The organism is Streptomyces sp. NPDC015139, from assembly GCF_043079785.1.
In the GTDB taxonomy this organism is placed as follows: domain Bacteria; phylum Actinomycetota; class Actinomycetes; order Streptomycetales; family Streptomycetaceae; genus Streptomyces; species Streptomyces albidocamelliae.
On the sequence record NZ_JBIBUW010000012.1, the window covers coordinates 14,387 to 30,614 of the forward strand.

The window sequence follows — 16,228 nt, forward strand, 5'->3', positions numbered from 1 at the left end:
TGACGGCCACCCGCGGGGATCGCGTGAGCGCGGCCGACCGTCGAGGCGTCAGTTCATCAGCAGCAGCCGGGTGTTCGGCACCAGCTTCCGGTTCACGCTGGTGCTCTGCACGAAGATCGTGAAGTCGTCGTTGTGGTCCGGCTTGACGCGCACCTCCACGTCCGGCAGGCCGAGCAGGGCTCGGGCCTCCGGGCCCGTGTACACCCGGTCCGTCTTCTTCTCCAGCACCGCTATCTGCTTCCGCGCCTGGATCTTCTCCGACTTGCTCAACTGGTAGAAGGCACCACCCGTACGGTAGGTGTGGCCGCTCTCCACGACCCATTCCCGGATCGCCGCGTCCCGGGCCACCGGGATCAGCTCGTACTGCGCCGGATCCACCGGAGTGAGGCCGGCCGCCTTGATGGTGTCCTTGTTGACCGCCTCGGCTCCCACGGAGAACACCGCGCGCGATCCCCGGATGCCCTTGGTGCGGCCCACCATGAACTTCTCGGTGGCCTCCTGGATGACCTGGCCGGCCTCCTCCAGACCCTGGGTGCTCGTCGCGTCCCAGATGGCGATGTTGTCCTTCGGGAAGCCGCAGCGCATGGCCTCGCGCTTGCCCATCTGGTCCGGCACGAGGACGGCCAGTGTCCAGTTGTCCTGCTGCGTCTCGATCATCTCGGCCACGGCCCGCACCAGTTCACGAGGATCCCTGGTGGGGGCGTCGGGACAGCGGTGACTCGCGTTCTCCTGACCGTCGGTGAGGACGAACGTCAGGAAGCTGTGGTCGCCGTACAGTTGGGCCGTCTGCGCCAGCTCCGCCTGCGACTTCAGCGCGGCCGCCAGCAGTGCCGTCATGCCACCGACCCGGTACAGCTGCTTCAGCGACGGCATCCGCAGCACGTCCTTGTCGTAGATGACGCACTCCACCTTGTCGGCGAAGACGTACACCGTGACGCGGGTCTCCTGGTCCAGTTCCCTTGAGCGGCGGGCGAGATAGGCGATCTGCTGGTCGGCGACCTCGATGACCTTGCTGCTCAGATGCCTCATGGACGAGCTCGCGTCCAGCACCAGGGCGACGTGGTTGATGTAGTTCTGGGTTCCTGACATGACAGCTCCCCCTCGTTCCGTCTTGATGCTCCTACTCTCCCACCCACCACTGACAATCGATCTTGAACGCCGACCGCGCGCGGAGACCGGCGGAGAGCGTCGAAGGGCAGGTCGGCCCGATTGCCTACAGCAGGAGAGGGAGGGTGGCCGTGTAGCTCGCGGCGGCCAGTCCCGACGGGCTCTCCCGCGGGCGCAGCAGGTCCGCGACCAGTCCGCCGACGCAGCGGTGCCACAGGGCGGCCCGGCGCAGCATCGCGTGGTCGCCGTGCCGGATCAGGACGATGCCCGCGCGGGACTCCGACAGCCGGGCCCGGCGGACGTAGCGCAGGGAGGCGTCCGGACTGGTCACGGTGTCGCGGTCGCCGTGCAGGACGACGGCGCGTTTGCCGCGCAGGTGTGCCGTGGGTTCCTCCGGTGGCAGCCAGGGGGCGAGGGCGACGACACCGCGTACCCGCGGATGGGAGGCCGCGCGCAGGGCCGCCCTGCCTCCCATGGAGTGGCCGATGAGGACCACCGGTACCGGACCCGCGAGTTGTTCGAGTTCGTCGAGCGCGCGGTAGGCGTCCTGGAGGGGATCCTCGTGGTTCCACCCCCGGTGTCGGTAGCGGACGTGTCCCAGCACCGCTTCCCGGAGCGAGACGGCCGACGCCGCGGTGCGAAGGACCGGACGCATCCTCAGCGCCGCCAGATGCCAGGGCCGTGACGTCTGGTAGCCGTCCGCCCGTCCTCCGTGGAGGGTGATGACCGCGGCTTCCGGCTGCTGCGGGCAGTGCCGGACGCACAGAGCCGGGTCGGCCGGTCGGCCGTTGTGACCTCGCACCATCGATTCGATGCCTTCCTCCCTGGAGCCCACCTGCGGCGATGTCCCGCGCGGAGAATCCGGGGCTGCCGGGGGAGCGGCTTGGTGGCGCGCCGGGTTCGACGGACGGGTTGTCGTGCGGCTGATGCTCCAGCCGTATCGGGTGCTGAGCAAGTACTCCCCGCCGACGTCGCGTCGGGCCGCCCGGCCGTCCGCGGACGAGGGAAAGGCCGCGAGCCGGAACAGGTGAAGCCCTTCATCCGTTGCGGAACGCACGGCGGATTGGTGCGAGATCTTCTTTCGCCTGATCGGGGGGATCACCAATCCGGTGGGCGGGCAGAACCGGATTCCCGGCGTGAGGGACGAAGAGAAGGATCAGCGAACACGGCCGGTTCCGCCGCGTCTTGCGCTGGGCGCGCTGGGCGCGCTGAGCGGAGTGCTCGCCGGCTGCGCCGCCCTGGCCGTCGCAGAACTGGCCGCGGCGGCGGTGCGGCCGCAGGCCGGTCCGGTCGTCGCGGTCGGAGGCGCGGCCATCGACGCGACGCCCGCCCCGGTCAAGGACTGGGCGATCCGCCACTTCGGCACCGACGACAAGCTCGTCCTGCAGCTCGGCATCCTCGCCGTACTGGCCGTGCTGGCCCTGGGGTTGGGTGTGCTGGCGACACGGTTCAGGCGGGCCGGGGCCGCCGGGGTCCTGCTCTTCGGGGCCGTCGGTGCAGCGGCCGCCCTCAGCCGCCCCGATTCCCAGGGCATCACCGACGCCCTGCCGTCCGTCGTGGGGGCGCTCGTCGGAGCGCTGCTGCTGTACGCCCTGGTCCACCGCCTGACCACGGTGAGGGAGTCATCCTCACCGGAGTCCGGGCCCGCGGCCGGAGAGGAGGGAGCCGAAAGGACCGCCGCCGAGGACTGGGACCGCCGGGGGTTCGTGGTGGCTGCCGCCTCCGCCGCGGCGGCCTCGGCCGCCGTGGGTGGCGTCGGACGGTCGCTGAACGGCTCGCGCGGCCAGAACGCCGTCGCCTCGCGTCGGCGGGTCGTACTGCCGCGCCCAGGGTCACCGGCGCGGCCGGTACCGAAGCGGGCGGGGCCGCGGGTCCCCGGGATCAGTCCCTTCGTCACCCCGAACGAGGACTTCTACCGGGTGGACACCGCGCTGGTGGTGCCCAAGGTGGACGCCACCGGCTGGCGGCTGCGCGTACACGGCAAGGGGGTGCGCCGTCCGGCCGTCCACTCCTTCGACGACTTGCTGCGCAGGGAGCTGATCGAGCGGGACATCACCCTCACCTGCGTGTCGAACGAGGTCGGCGGGCCCTATGCCGGCAACGCCCGCTGGACCGGCGTACGACTGGCCGATCTGCTCGCCGAGTGCGGGGTGCGGCCCCCGTCCCACGGTGGACCGGCGGACCAGCTGGTCGCCCGCTCGGTGGACGGCATGACGATCGGCAGCCCGGTCGAGGACGTCATGGACGGCCGCGACGCGATGCTCGCCCTCGGCATGAACGGCGAACCCCTGCCCTTCGAGCACGGCTTCCCCGTCCGGATGGTCGTCCCCGGCCTGTACGGCTACGTGTCGGCCTGCAAGTGGATCGAGGACATCGAACTCACCACCTTCGCCTCCTACGACTCCTACTGGGTCAAGCGCGGCTGGGCGCGCAAGGCTCCCGTCAAGACCCAGTCGCGCATCGACACCCCCAGGCCGTTCGCCCGGCCCGACGCCGGCACGGTGATGGTCGCCGGTGTCGCCTGGGCCCAGCACAGGGGCGTCGACAAGGTCGAGGTCCGCGTCGACGACGGCCCCTGGCAGGAGACCCACCTGGCCGCCGAGGACACCCGGGACACCTGGCGCCAGTGGTCCCTCGCCTGGCAGGCCACCAAGGGCAGCCACACCCTCACGGTGCGCGCCACCGACCGCACGGGAGCCGTGCAGACGGAAAGACGCACCCGCACCGTCCCCGACGGCGCCGGCGGATGGCACTCGGTGGTCGTGACCGTCGAATGACGCGGCCGGCCTCGTCACCTGGGCCTCGTGCCCTCCAGAGCCACTTTCCCCACACCCCCTGACGCAGCCGCACAGTGCTGCGCGATTCAACAGGAGAACATGATGAACACGCGTATCCGCCGTACCTCCGGCCTTCTCGCCGCGGCCGCCGTACTGCCCCTGGCTCTTTCCGCCTGCTCCGGCGGCGACTCGGACAAGTCCGACTCCGCCGGCAAGGCGTCGGCCTCGGCCACGAAGAGCGGTGCCGACACGGGTGGTTCGAGCGGCGGCGCGAGCAGCATGGACCAGCCGTTCGGTGCGGCTTGTTCCGCCGTGCCGAAGAACGGCGCCGGTTCCTTCGACGGCATGGCCAAGGACCCGGTGGCCACCGCCGCCTCCAACAACCCGGCGCTCTCCACCCTCGTGACCGCGGTGAAGAAGGCCGGCCTGGTCGACACCCTCAACAACGCCCAGAACATCACGGTGTTCGCGCCGACCAACGACGCCTTCAAGAAGATCCCCAAGGCGACCCTGGACAAGGTCCTGGCCGACAAGGCCCAGCTGACGAAGATCCTCACCTACCACGTCGTCGGCCAGAAGCTCGCGCCGAAGGACCTGGAGAACGGCTCCTTCGACACGCTGGAGAAGTCCAGGGTGACGACCACCGGATCGGGCGAGTCCTACACGGTCAACGACACCGCCAAGGTCGTCTGCGGCAACGTCAGGACCGCCAACGCCAACGTCTACATCGTCGACACCGTCCTGATGCCCAAGATGTGACACCCCCCAGCGCCCGCCGGCCCCGCACCGTGGCCGCGGCCACGGCGAGGACCCGCGGTACGAGGCGATGCCCGCCCGCGCGCGGGGCGACCGGAACCTGTCGCCCTGCGGATGATCTGTCCTCCCTGGCCTGGGCGGGCACGGCCGGCTGGGCCGTCGGGCGGTTCTTCGAGGCCGTCGGCGACGCCCAGCCGGCCCGTTTTCCTTCTTCTCCCGGCCGCCGCGCCGGCCCCGCCGACCGGGACGGGTCCCCGGCCGGTCCGGTCCGCCGCCCGTGCCGGAAGGCGATCAGCATGCCGGAAGGGGAGACTGGGACGAGGGCCGGGAGGTGTCCGGCCCCTTTCCCGCACGCCGCTGCCGGCCTCGCCCTCTGCGTCGAGTGACGGCGTCCGCCGGGCCGGCAGGACGTTCGACATTCCACTCCCTCACAGAAGGGCCGACCATGGACATCAAGGGTTCCGCCGCTCTCGTCACGGGAGCCAACCGCGGCATCGGCCTGGCCTTCGCCCGGGCGCTGCTCGCGCACGGTGCCGCCAAGGTCTACGCCGGTGTCCGGGATCCGGAGAGCATGCGCGAACCCGGAGTCACCCCGCTGCGGCTGGACGTCACCGACGAGGAGCAGGTGGCCGCGGCGGCGCGCACCGCGGACGACGTCACCATCGTCATCAACAACGCCGGCGTCGCGGGTGGTCCGGCCCTCCTGGAAGGGTCGTTCGACGGCGCACGGCGCGAGATGGAGGTCAACTACTTCGGCACCTGGGCCGTGTCCCGGGCGTTCGCGCCCGTGCTGGCCGCCAACGGCGGCGGGGCACTCGTCACCATGCTGTCCGTGGCGTCCTGGGTGGCCAACCGGCGGCTCCCGAGCTACGCGGCGTCCAAGTCCGCCCAGTGGTCGCTGACGAACGCCTTCCGGCTGGCGCTGCGCGAACAGGGCACGCTGGTCGTCGGCGTGCACGCGGGCTACGTGGACACCGACCTCGCGGCGGACATCGACTCCCCGAAGATCCTCGCGGCCGACGTGGCCGAGATGACGATGGCCGCCCTGCTCGACGATGCACCCGAAGTGCTCGTCGACGAGGTCACCCAGCGTGTGCGCGCCGCGCTCTCGGGAGACCTGGAGACGCTGTACGCCGGGCGCTGACCGCCCCCGCGACGCTGGTCCTCCGCGGCGGCGGCGCGTACGCGAGCCCGCCGGGCGATGCCCGCTTACATTGGACACGTGGGTGCTACTGATTTCGGAGAGCAGCCGAGCGGTGACCTGGTCGACTACGCCGCGCTGTTCGCCGCCACACCCAGCCCCTACCTGGTCGTCGACCCCGGTCTGGTGATCGTCGGGGTGAACGCCGCCTACTGCCGGGTCACCGGCCGTACCCGTCAGGAACTGCTCGGGCAGTACATCTTCGAGGCGTTCCCCGACAACCCGGCCGACCCGGAGGCCGACGGCAGGCGGAACCTGTCGGCCTCCCTGCGACGGGTGCTCACCACGGGGAGGGCCGACACCATGGCCGTCCAGCGGTACGACATCCCCGTCACCAGGCAGCCGGGCTCCTTCGAGGAACGCTGGTGGTCACCGGTCAACACTCCCGTGATCGGACGTGACGGCAAGGTCGCGTGGATCATCCATCGGGTCGAGGACGTGACCGGCTTCGTCCGCAGCCGCCGCGAGCGGCGGCGGCCGGAACCCGTCGACCAGCCGGGCCCCCCGCCCGCGGGCCTGGAGGCGGAGCTGTACGCCCGCGCCAAGGAACTGGAACGGTTGAACGAGGAACTGCGGCGGGCGCACGCGCGCGAGCGGCAGGTGGCGATGACGTTGCAGGAAGCCATGCTCCACTCGCCCGACCTGGCGCGGCACTCCGACGTGGCGGTGCGCTACCTGCCGGCGATCGGCTCCCTGAACGTGTGCGGCGACTGGTACGACGCCGTCGACCTGACCGACGGGCGCTTCTTCGTGGCCGTCGGCGACGTGGTCGGCCACGGCCTGGAGGCCGCCACGGTCATGGGCATGTTGCGCAGTGCCCTGTCGGCGGCCAGTCGTGCCGTGGCGGGCCCGGCCCAGGCACTCGAGGTGCTGGGCCTGTACGCCCGCTCCGTCGACGGCGCACTGGCGGCGACCGCCGTCACCGCGCTGGTCGACACCCGCTCCCGGCTGGTCATCTACTCCAGCGCGGGTCATCCGCCGCCCGTCCTCATGCGCCCCGACGGCACCTGCCAACTCCTGGACCAGGCCACCGACCCGCCCCTAGGTGCCAGACCCACACATGTGCCGCGCCCCCAGGCGGGAGCGGCCTACCACCCGGGGGACATCCTGGTCCTCTACACCGACGGCCTGATCGAGCGCCGTGACGAAGACATCGACAAGGGACTGCAGCGTCTGACCGACACCCTGCGCGACTGCCTCGGGCAGACCCCGGACGACCTGGCCGACGCCCTGCTGGAGCGCCTGGGGGTCAGCCATGGCGCACGCGACGACATCGCACTGATCGTGGTCGGTCTCTGACCGCACCCTCGTGCAGCCGTCCTCGGCATGGCACCGGATCAGAAGGCGGCCGGGGTGCCGTCCCGGGGGCAGGGGAAGGTGTCGGGCGCGGACCCCCAGCGTGCCGGATGCTGACGGTTGGGCAGTATCCCGCAGCTGAGCAGGGTGGCCGTCGCGCCGTCCGGCTGGCCGATCTCGCGGATGAACACCGCCTTGTCCGGCGGGTACTTGTGCTTGCCGTCCAGTCGCAGCACGCCCGAGGCGCCGGGGTACTGGGACACTCCGTGGGCGGTGAGCCACAGGTAGATGTCGTTGGGCTGCACGTCGTGGGACGCCGGGAGCAGGTTCTCGACGACCTTGGTGACGATGCCCACCGTGTCGAAACCGCCGGCGGCGTCGGCGTCGGCGCTGCGGCCGCCGAAGACGGCCGCGAAATCCCGGGTGAACTGCGCGTAGGGGTCGCGGGGGTCCTGCGTGGGGGCGTTCGCCGTCTCGTACAGGAGCGTCATGTACGGGTACGCGCGCGCCGTCTCGGCCGGATGGAGCTGGAAGTCGATGGGGGCGCTCTCGGCGATCAGCGGGATGGTGCTGCCCTCCGGTGGCTGGCAGTGTCCGCCCGCGCTCTGCATGGCGTTGAGCAGGCTGGGCAGGACCCCGGAACGGCCCAGGTACACGATGATGCCGTGGGTGGCGGAGACCTTGTTGCACACGTCCGTCGCGATGTTGTCCGGTGTGGTCGCCCCGGGTTTCTCGCTGAAGCCGACCAGGTCGACGCCGCCGTGCTTGCCGTAGGAGTCGAGGAACAGGTTCTTCAGGTCCGTGCTGAAGTACGCGTCGGTCGGGTCGTACACGACCACGGCGTGCGGTCTGCCGCTGCTGAGGCCGTGCACGGTGGGGGAGTGTTCGATGAAGTCGGCGAGGACCGGCGCGACCCGCGCGTTCGGTGCGGAGATCTGGAAGTAGCGCTGCGGCGAGTCGGGCCCGACCATGTTGCTGCCGGTCACTCCGTTGGCGATGACCGGGATGCCCGCCTGGTCGAGTTCCCGGGCTGCTTCGAGCGATTCGGGCCGGCTCTGTGTGAGCCCGATGACGGCGGCGATGTGGTCCTTCCGCCGACGTTCGACGATCATCCGGGTGACGTCGGGATTCTTGGGTGAGCGGGCGTTCCTGGCGCCGTACTTGAAGTACTGGCCGGTGTTGGCGATCAGCAGCCGGATCGGCATCTTGTTCTGGCGGACCCCGGCGTTGAGCCGGTGCTGCTGCGCGATCGCACCGCGCAGGATCTGCAGCCCCACCGGCGGATCGTCGTACACGCCGTTCTGGAGGCTGAGAGGAGCGAGGAAGACCAGGGTGCGGTAACGCCCTCCCGGGACGAGGGCGTTCTCCTCGGCGACCTGGCGTTCGAGGTCGCGCAGTTCCTTCCCGCGGCTTCCCGGCACGGCGAGGCTGCACTGCCTGCCGTCCGTGACGCCCACCCGCTCGCCCGTCCCGACCGTGACGCACGCGGGCGCCGCCGGCGGCTTGGGTGAGGGCGTCGGCCAGAGGTAGTGCGGGGCCAGGAGGACGCCGGCGCTCGCCAGGGCCAGCGCGGGAAGCACGGCCGGACGCATCCAGTCCAGGGGGCGGTCCCTGCGGACCATGACACCGGGGTGGGTCTCGATCCTCTCCTTCGCCTTGCCCTCGGTGTCGTCCTCGGCCGGCAGGGTGACCAGACGCACGGGCTCGGCACTGCCTTCCTTGAGGTAGGTGAAGACCCTGTCGGGGATGCCGTTCGGCCGGCTCAGGTCGGCGTCGAGCGGGGCGGCGTACGCCGGGGGCGGACCCGCGCAGGCGGCCAGGACCAGGAGGGGTCTGGACGGCTGGTCGCCGGCGAGTTCCTCGAAGGCGCCGAGGAACGCCCGGCCGGCGCCGTCCACGTCGTCGATCTCCGGGACGAGGACGACGAAGGACCACCGGCGCCGGGCCCACAGATGGCTCAGCCAGGTCCTGCTCCGGGTGGCCTTCCGCAGGTCGGTGAGCAGCGCGCGCAGCAGGATCCGCCGCACCCGCGGATCCTCGCCGTCCAGCTCGCCGTCGCGGCAGAAGGCCAGTGCGGCGTCCAGGAAGCAGGTCGCGTTGCTCTCGTCCGCGACCCAGCGCAGACCCCGGTGGCGCAGGTGGAAGCGGTAGCAGAGCTTGGGAAAGCCGACGATCAGCGCGGCGACGAGCCCTTGCAGCCAGCCGGTCAGCAGGTGCTGCCCCAACAGCTCCGCGACGCGCGCGCCGGCCCGCAGCGACTTCCGCCTCGTCAGCAGCGCGGTGTACAGGTCGTCGACGATCGGCTGCTGTTGGGCCTGGAGATCCCCCGTGCCCCGCTCCGCCTCCAGCACGGCGCGGCAGGTGTGGAAGGACGGCAGCCGCAGCCGTCCCGACGGCATCGTGAGCTGGAACCGCAGGGCCACGCGGTCGATCGCCGCGAGGAAGCCGCCGGTGAGCTCCTGGTCGTCGACGACGGCATGCGGCACCTGGAAGTGGGAGGTGCCGCGGACCGGTGAGAGCCGGTGCGCGTACTCCCGGATCATGAACGCGGGTGACCTGGCGTCGCCGCCCTCCTGACGGCTGAGGACGAGGGCCGGCACCCGCTCCGCTCCGGATCGGGTGGCGGCGAAGGCGTCCAGCTGGCGTATGAGTCGGTCGGCCCACCTGGGGTAGCGCGGCGACGCGTCCATGGGCGTGGGGGAGTTGGGCACGCGGATCCTCCCGAGGCGGTGTGAGGAGGTCAACATGCCATGAGCGATGTCCGCCGAACCGGGCTAAAGCAATCACTGAAACCTAATGAGTGATTCGGATCGTTTCCGCGTCGGCGGATGACGCGACTCCGCCCCGGTCGCACTCCGTCCCCGGCCGGCGGTGTGGGTCAGGCGGTTCGGGCGGCGTTCAGCCGTACGACCATCAGGGCCACGTCGTCACTGCCGTCCGGCGGCAGGTGCTCCAGCAGGTGGGTACAGGCTTCCTCCGGCCCGGTGGGAGCCGCGCTCACCGTCTCGGCGAGATGACTCAGGGAGACCTGGAGATCTGTGTGGCGCCGTTCGATCAGGCCGTCCGTGACGAGGATGATCAGCGCGCCGGGCTCCGCGGTGATCTTCCGTGCGGGCGGATGGGGCAGGCCGAGTCCCAGGAGGGGGCCGTGCTCCTGGACGAAGAAGGTCGTGCCGTCCGGGTTGCGCAACAGGGGTGGCAGATGCCCCGCGTTCGCCAGGTGGAGGGTGTCCGAGTCGTACTCGATCAAGATGACGCAGAGGGTGACCGTGGCACCCGGCTCCACGGACATCAGCAGGTGGTCGAGCCGGGCCAGGATCGTCTCCGGTGGGTGTCCCTCCGCGGCGTAGGCGCGCAGGGCGTGCCGGATCTGGCCCATGATCATGGCCGCGTCCAGCGAGTGCCCGGCCACGTCGCCGACGGCCACGACCAGGCCCGCGGGGGTGCTGATCGCCTCGTAGAAGTCGCCGCCGATCTCGGTGCGTTCGCTGGCGGGCAGATAGCGCACGGCCAGCTGCGCCCGTGGGTTCTCCGGCAGCCGCTCGGGCAGGAAGCTGCGCTGCAGCGTGAGGGCGAGGGCGTGCTCCTCGCTGTAACTGCGCAGCGCCTCCAGCGCCAGCGTGCTCGCCTGTGTGAGCTGGGCCAGCACCTGCTCGTCGTCCGGCGTGGTGACGGCGTCGGCGTCGATGACGACGACGACCGGCGGGCGCTCGGACTTCGCCCGGCCCATGACGGTGCGCCGGTGCGACGGGTCCTTGAGATCGGGGGGCAGGCACGGCGGTTCGGGTTCCGGCGACGGCCTGTCCTGGGAGCCGTGCTGGTCGCGCCGCCAGGGCCATGCCGCCATCGGGTGCACCTGCGGCTCCGTCGGCCGCGTCCGGCCGGGCCGGTCCTGCCAGGTGTGCGCCACCAGGGGACGGCCTTCGGGCGTGGTGAGCATCGCGGCCACACCGCACCCGAAGATGGCCGCGGCCGCCCGGGCCGTCACCCGGGCCAGCTCCTGGGAGTCGGTGGTGCTGTACAGGGCCAGCGTGAAGTGGTTGAGCAGGTGCAGCCGGTGGGCCAGCAGCTCGGCGCGGCGGCGGGCGCGGGCGTAGCGCAGGGTGGCGGTGACCGTGGCGAGCAGCTCGTCCGGAGCCACGGGCTCCACCAGGTACGCGTCCGCACCCCGGTTGAGTCCTTGTGCCCGGTCGTTCACGGTGATCGCGGAGGCGGAGATGTTGATGACCGGGAGCGCGGCGGTGGCCGGGGTGTTCTTGATGTGTTCGCAGACCTCGAACCCGGTCATGTCGGGCAGCCGTACGTCGACGATGGCGATCTCCGGCAGCGGCCCCGGCGCGCTCAGCAGCTCGAGGGCCTGGGTGCCGTCCTCGGCCTCCGTGACCTGATGTCCCGCCCGGCGCAGGGTGGTGGCCAGGACGTACCGATTGGTCGGCGCGTCGTCGACGACCAGGATGTGTGCCGGGCTGTGGTCGGTGTCGCTGGGGAGGGTCATCGGCGTTCCTCGGCCCCGGGCGGCGCCGGAGAGTCGATGGCGGAGGGCTGGGGTGGACGGAGGGCGGTCTGCCGTACGGCGGAGGCGAGACCGGCCGAGGTGAGGCGGGACTTGTTCAGCACCAGCCGGACCTGGGCGAGGCGGGTGCGGTCCACGTCGGCGGGCTCCAGCGCGGTCAGTACGACCACGGGCACCCGGGCCGTCGCCGGATTCGCGGCCAGCAGCCGGCTGACCTCGTACCCGTCGGTGCCGGGCATGTTGAGGTCGAGGAAGACGATGTCCGGGCCTTCCCTCTCGACGGTGTCGACGGCCAGGGCACTGTCGGTGACCACGGTGACGGACGCGGCGTACGCCGTCAGCAGCGTACGAAAGCCGGCCACGAACGTCTCGTCGTCGTCCACGACCACCACGGAGTTCACCGCGGGGTGCGGTGACGGCTCGGGCGGCCCGCCTCGGTGCGCGAGGGCCGCTTCCTGCGCCGTGCGGACAGGACCGGTGCTCGCGGATTGCGCCGGGCTGTCGTGCGACGGCGCCGCCACCGCCGGTTCGGCCGGGGCCTCCGGCATCGGGCGGGCCGATAGGGCGGGGATGTCGACGACCACGCTCGTCCCCACTCCGACCTCGCTGCCGAGGGTCAGACTGCCGCCCAGCAGCTGCGTCAGCCGCCGTGCGTAGGGGAGCCCGAGGCCGGTACCGGCCCGGCCCCGCTGATGGGGTCCGCGCACCTGGTAGAACTCCTCGAAGACGCGGTCCAGCTCCTCGGCCGGGATGCCGACGCCGGTGTCCTGTACGCGGAAGACGAAGCGGGGGCCGGAATCGCCGTCCTCCTCCGTGACGGTGAGGGTCACCGAGCCCTCCGTCGTGAACTTCAGTGCGTTCGACAGCACGTTCCGCAGAATCCTGGTCAGCATGACCTCGTCGGTCAGCAGCGGGCCCCACCGGATCCCGTCCGGGATGTGCAGAGCCACCCCCGGCTGCGCGGTCCCGCGCAGCGTGCCGCGCAACTGGTGGAGCAGCGACCGCAGGTCGGTGTCCACGGGATGCGGCTCCAGCCGGCCGGACTCCGCCTTCGCGACGTCGAGCAGCTCGTCGACCAGGGCCAGCAGGGTGCTCCCCGACGCCTGCACGAGCGCCACCTGCTGGCGCTGTTCGTCGGAGAGCGGGTCCGCACCGGTGTCGAGCAGCAGACGGGCCAGGGAGATCACCGAGTTGACCGGGGAGCGCAGCTCATGGCTGACGTTGGCCCAGAATCGGGTCTTGGACTCATGGGCCGCTTCGAGCTGACGTGTCTTGTCCTCCAGCTCCGCGTACAGGGCCACGACGCCGCTGTTCGTCGCCTGGAGCTCGCTCGTCAGCTCCGAGTACAGGGCCATGACTCCCGCGTTGGTCTCCTCCAACTCGGCGTTAAGCCGCTGCAGTTCCTCGTGCTGACGCTCCGACTCCTCCAGTGCCGCCAGCAGTTGGCGGTTCTGGGTGCGCAGTGCGTCGATCAGATCGGCCGCCGTGTCGGTGCCGGCGAGTCTGTCGCGCACGTCGGCGGCCAGCTCCCGCACGGACCCGGCCGGGGCCGGAGCCCGCTGGGAGAGGACGAGTTCATGGCGGCCGTTGTCCGCGACGGGCTCCAGACGGGTGGCGTCGAGCAGCCGGGCGGCCGCGGCCAGCAGGGCGTCCGACGGACGGCGTTCCTCTCTCCAGCGGAACCGCACGGCGACCGCGACGGTGTCGGACTCCTCCAGGCACAGCTCCGCCGTGAGGTCCTGCGTACCGAGGAGGTGCTCGCCGGCCTCGCTCACGACGGTGGTCAGCCGCACCAGGGGAGTGCCCGCCACCCCCGTGGCACGGCAGACCGCCTGTGTGCAACGGCGCAGGGTGACCACGTCCCTCGCCTCCCCCAGGGCGATGGTGATCAGCTCGTGCAGAGACCTTCCGGCGTTCACGGCTGTCTGTGCACCGCCACGACGATTCCGGCGTCGTCCCGGCGGACCGCGGCCTGGTTGAGGATCTGCGCGGCGATGAGCGAGGGGTTCCGTGCGAACAGGCCGGGGAAGTCCGCCGGCTTCCAGCGGTCGCTGAGGCCGTCGGAGTGCATGATCAGGGCGGCGCCGGGCGGGAACGCGGCCTCGAAGGAACGCGGACGCGGCAGCTGCGCCCCGACGATCCCCGGCATGGACAGCAGCCCGGTGCGGGTGTCCGCGGACGCGACCAGTGCCGAGATGTTGCCGGCCCCGCACAGCTGCACCCGTTGCCCGGCCGGGTCGAGCAGAGCGATCGCCACGGCTGCACCGCGGGTGCCGCGCAGACTGCTGTGCACGTCCTGCAGCACGGTCTCCGGACGGCTGTGACGGCTGTCCCGGAAGGCTTCCTCGGCGCGGTCGGCGACGCGGGCCGCCAGCGGCCCGTGCCCGAGCCCGTCGCACATCATCAGCAGCAGCGCCTCGGCGCCGTCGCTCACGACCGTGCGCACGGCCCACGTGTCACCGCAGACCTGCTCGCCACTGATCGGCCGGGTCAGCCCGTCGGTCTCCGCGGGACCGGGCGGCGGCAGCTGCCCGTCCGCCCAGAAGCGCGCCTGGACGACGGTGCCCCGGCCGCGCAGGGAGTGGATGCCGGAGACGTCGGCGAGCCGTTCGATGGCGCCCATGCCGATGCCGAGGCTCCCGGACGCGGAGGTGCCGTCGAGCAGCGCCCGCTGGACGTCGTCGATGCCCGGACCGCTGTCCAGGGACAGACACTCCACGCCCACGCGGTCGCGAACGCGTACGACGCGCAGCGCCAGGGAGCCGTCGTCGGCGTACTTGAGGAGATTGGTCGCCATCTCCGTCACGCACAGTTCGAAGCGTGCCACCCGCTCCTCGGACAGGCAGATGCCGCGGGCCAGCAGCCCCGCCTGACGGCGGGCCGCCGCGGCCAGCGCGATGTCGGACCTCAGCCAGCAGACATCGCCGGCCGCACCGACGAAACTGCCGTTCACCTGCCCCACTTCACAATGCGCACCGTGGTACCCCCGGAACCCGATTCGATGTCGAACTCGTCGACGAGCCGCTTGGCGCCACTGAGCCCGAGCCCCATGCCGTTGCCCGAGGTCCACCCGTCGGTGAGCGCAAGCTCCAGATCCGCTATCCCGGGCCCCTGGTCCTCAAACTCCACGAAGATGCCGCAGCGGCCGGCGTCGTCGACGGCAGCCGCCCGTACGACGCCCCCCCGCCGTAGACCAGCATGTTGCGTCCGAGTTCACTCGCGGCCGTGACCAGCTTCGTCTGATGGATCAGCGACAGACCGTTGCTGTGCGCGAGGGAACGCACCATCTGACGGGCGGAGACGACGTCGCTGCTGGTGGCAACCGAGACGGTCTCGATCGAGGCGCTCGCGGTGCCGTAGTTCTTCATGCGCGGCTCGCGCTGAGACGACGCAGGAGTTTCAGCCCGCGCTCCAGATTGAGGGCCGTCCGGACACCCTGGAGGGAGAGGCCGAGTTCGACGAGCGTCATGGCCACGGCGGGCCGCATGCCGACGACGATGGTCTCCGCGCCGAGAACGCGCGAGATCGCCGCGTTGGTGGCCAGCATCCGGCCGACGAAGGAGTCGACGATCTCCAGCGCGGAGATGTCGATGACGACGCCTTTGGCGTCGTCGGCGACGATACGGTTCGACAGGTCTTCCTGGAGGTCCATCACCATCTGGTCCTCGAGGTCCGTCTGGATGGAGACCAGCAGGATCTCGCCGATCTTGAGTACGGGGACGCGGTCGGTCACAGCAGACCCCGCACATCGTCCTCGGCGTCCTGGGCGATCTCCTTCAGCGCCCGGCGCAGCGCGTCGGACAGCGAGGCGTTGGTGGGGATGTCACCGAACTCGATCCCCAGCGCCACGATCGTCTGGGCGATCTGCGGGCGTATGCCGGAGATGATGCACTGCGCGCCCATCATGCGGGCGGCCACCACCGTCTTCAGCAGGTGCTGGGCGACCTGGGTGTCCACGGTCGGGACGCCGGTGATGTCGATGATGGCGTGAGTGGAGTCGCTGTCGACCAGGTTCTGCAGCAGCTTCTCCATCACCACCTGGGTACGGGCCGAGTCGAGCGTGCCCACGAGGGGAACGCCGACCACACCCTTCCACAGCTGGACGACCGGGGTGGACAGCTCCAGCAGCTGCTCGGCCTGCGAGGAGATGATCTCCTCCCGGGTGCGTACGTACGCCTCCGTCGTCAGCAGACCCAGGTCGTCGAGGAGCCGTGCGAACTGCAGATACGTACGCGCCCCGTTCTCGTCCCCGGTGAGAGCCGGCTCCAGCACCTCCTTGAGGGCGAAGACGCATCGGGCGGTCTCCGTGGGCGTGAAACCCTGACGGGCGCGGTTGCGGGAAAGCTCGATCAACAGGCTGCGCACCTCGCGGAAGTGCTCGCCCCGGCCGTCCAGTCCGCCCGTGGTGAGGGCGACGACGACGGCGTCGTACAACTCGCCCAGTTCACGCTCCAGTTCGACCGTGCTCAGGCGGCCCTGCACGTCCACGCCGACCACCCGGGCCCACTGCGTGAGGAAGGCGTCGCGCTCGGCGGTCAGCCTTTCGGTCAGAATCCGGGAGTTGCTCTCGATCGTCAC

The 16,228-nt window shown here is 71.1% G+C and carries 12 protein-coding genes and 1 pseudogene; 4 read left to right on the forward strand and 9 right to left on the reverse strand.

Annotated elements, in window-relative coordinates; genetic code table 11:
- Window positions 1–48 precede the first annotated feature (48 nt).
- The gene (locus ACF08B_RS28760) at window positions 49–1,089 is read right to left on the reverse strand and encodes a vWA domain-containing protein (RefSeq protein WP_392320054.1); all 1,041 of its coding nucleotides are present in this window, start codon (window positions 1,087–1,089) and stop codon (window positions 49–51) included.
- A gap of 124 nt (window positions 1,090–1,213) precedes the next feature.
- Window positions 1,214–1,912, reverse strand: a complete 699-nt coding sequence (locus ACF08B_RS28765) for an alpha/beta fold hydrolase (protein ID WP_392320055.1) — start codon at window positions 1,910–1,912, stop codon at window positions 1,214–1,216.
- Between the two features lie 331 nt (window positions 1,913–2,243).
- Here ACF08B_RS28765 and ACF08B_RS28770 point away from each other — a divergent pair, with 331 nt between their 5' ends.
- The 4 genes from ACF08B_RS28770 to ACF08B_RS28785 all read left to right on the forward strand — a co-directional run bounded on the left by ACF08B_RS28770 (window position 2,244) and on the right by ACF08B_RS28785 (window position 7,140).
- Window positions 2,244–3,884 carry a molybdopterin-dependent oxidoreductase gene (locus tag ACF08B_RS28770; protein ID WP_392320056.1) on the forward strand — a complete coding sequence of 547 codons (1,641 nt, stop codon included), beginning with the start codon at window positions 2,244–2,246 and terminating at the stop codon, window positions 3,882–3,884.
- Between the two features lie 102 nt (window positions 3,885–3,986).
- On the forward strand, window positions 3,987–4,643 hold the full coding sequence (locus tag ACF08B_RS28775) for a fasciclin domain-containing protein (RefSeq protein WP_392320247.1): 657 nt from the start codon (window positions 3,987–3,989) through the stop codon (window positions 4,641–4,643).
- A gap of 442 nt (window positions 4,644–5,085) precedes the next feature.
- Complete coding sequence (locus tag ACF08B_RS28780) at window positions 5,086–5,784, forward strand: SDR family oxidoreductase (RefSeq protein WP_392320057.1); 699 nt, start codon at window positions 5,086–5,088, stop codon at window positions 5,782–5,784.
- Window positions 5,785–5,841: 57 nt separating this feature from the next.
- Window positions 5,842–7,140 carry a PP2C family protein-serine/threonine phosphatase gene (locus ACF08B_RS28785; RefSeq protein ID WP_392320058.1) on the forward strand — a complete coding sequence of 433 codons (1,299 nt, stop codon included), beginning with the start codon at window positions 5,842–5,844 and terminating at the stop codon, window positions 7,138–7,140.
- Window positions 7,141–7,178: 38 nt separating this feature from the next.
- Here the strand turns inward: ACF08B_RS28785 and ACF08B_RS28790 are convergent, their stop codons facing one another.
- The 7 genes and pseudogenes from ACF08B_RS28790 to ACF08B_RS28820 all read right to left on the reverse strand — a co-directional run bounded on the left by ACF08B_RS28790 (window position 7,179) and on the right by ACF08B_RS28820 (window position 16,228).
- A complete protein-coding gene (locus ACF08B_RS28790) occupies window positions 7,179–9,848 on the reverse strand; it encodes an ABC transporter substrate-binding protein (protein ID WP_392320059.1) in 2,670 nt (889 codons plus the stop codon).
- 167 nt (window positions 9,849–10,015) lie between these two features.
- Entirely contained in the window at window positions 10,016–11,632 is a 1,617-nt protein-coding gene (locus tag ACF08B_RS28795) for a SpoIIE family protein phosphatase (RefSeq protein ID WP_392320060.1), read from the reverse strand.
- Window positions 11,629–13,569 (reverse strand): hybrid sensor histidine kinase/response regulator, encoded by a 1,941-nt coding sequence (locus ACF08B_RS28800; RefSeq protein WP_392320061.1) that lies wholly within the window; start codon window positions 13,567–13,569, stop codon window positions 11,629–11,631. The genes ACF08B_RS28795 and ACF08B_RS28800 overlap by 4 nt, the downstream gene beginning before the upstream one ends.
- On the reverse strand, window positions 13,566–14,603 hold the full coding sequence (locus ACF08B_RS28805; protein WP_392320062.1) for a SpoIIE family protein phosphatase: 1,038 nt from the start codon (window positions 14,601–14,603) through the stop codon (window positions 13,566–13,568). Before ACF08B_RS28805 ends, ACF08B_RS28800 begins: the two co-directional genes overlap by 4 nt.
- Window positions 14,600–15,018, reverse strand: a pseudogene (locus tag ACF08B_RS28810) (anti-sigma regulatory factor). The gene ACF08B_RS28805 and the pseudogene ACF08B_RS28810 overlap by 4 nt, the downstream one beginning before the upstream one ends.
- Entirely contained in the window at window positions 15,015–15,383 is a 369-nt protein-coding gene (locus ACF08B_RS28815) for an STAS domain-containing protein (RefSeq protein ID WP_093471889.1), read from the reverse strand. Before ACF08B_RS28815 ends, ACF08B_RS28810 begins: the two are co-directional and overlap by 4 nt.
- Window positions 15,380–16,228, reverse strand: a complete 849-nt coding sequence (locus ACF08B_RS28820) for an STAS domain-containing protein (RefSeq protein ID WP_392320063.1) — start codon at window positions 16,226–16,228, stop codon at window positions 15,380–15,382. Before ACF08B_RS28820 ends, ACF08B_RS28815 begins: the two co-directional genes overlap by 4 nt.

Coding starts and splice junctions, on each gene's coding strand:
- ACF08B_RS28760 (WP_392320054.1), bottom strand. CDS start 1,089: ATGTCAGGAACCCAGAACTACATCAACCACGTCGCCCTGGTGCTGGAC.
- ACF08B_RS28775 (WP_392320247.1), top strand. CDS start 3,987: ATGAACACGCGTATCCGCCGTACCTCCGGCCTTCTCGCCGCGGCCGCC.
- ACF08B_RS28795 (WP_392320060.1), bottom strand. CDS start 11,632: ATGACCCTCCCCAGCGACACCGACCACAGCCCGGCACACATCCTGGTC.
- ACF08B_RS28785 (WP_392320058.1), top strand. CDS start 5,842: ATGCCCGCTTACATTGGACACGTGGGTGCTACTGATTTCGGAGAGCAG.
- ACF08B_RS28765 (WP_392320055.1), bottom strand. CDS start 1,912: ATGGTGCGAGGTCACAACGGCCGACCGGCCGACCCGGCTCTGTGCGTC.
- ACF08B_RS28780 (WP_392320057.1), top strand. CDS start 5,086: ATGGACATCAAGGGTTCCGCCGCTCTCGTCACGGGAGCCAACCGCGGC.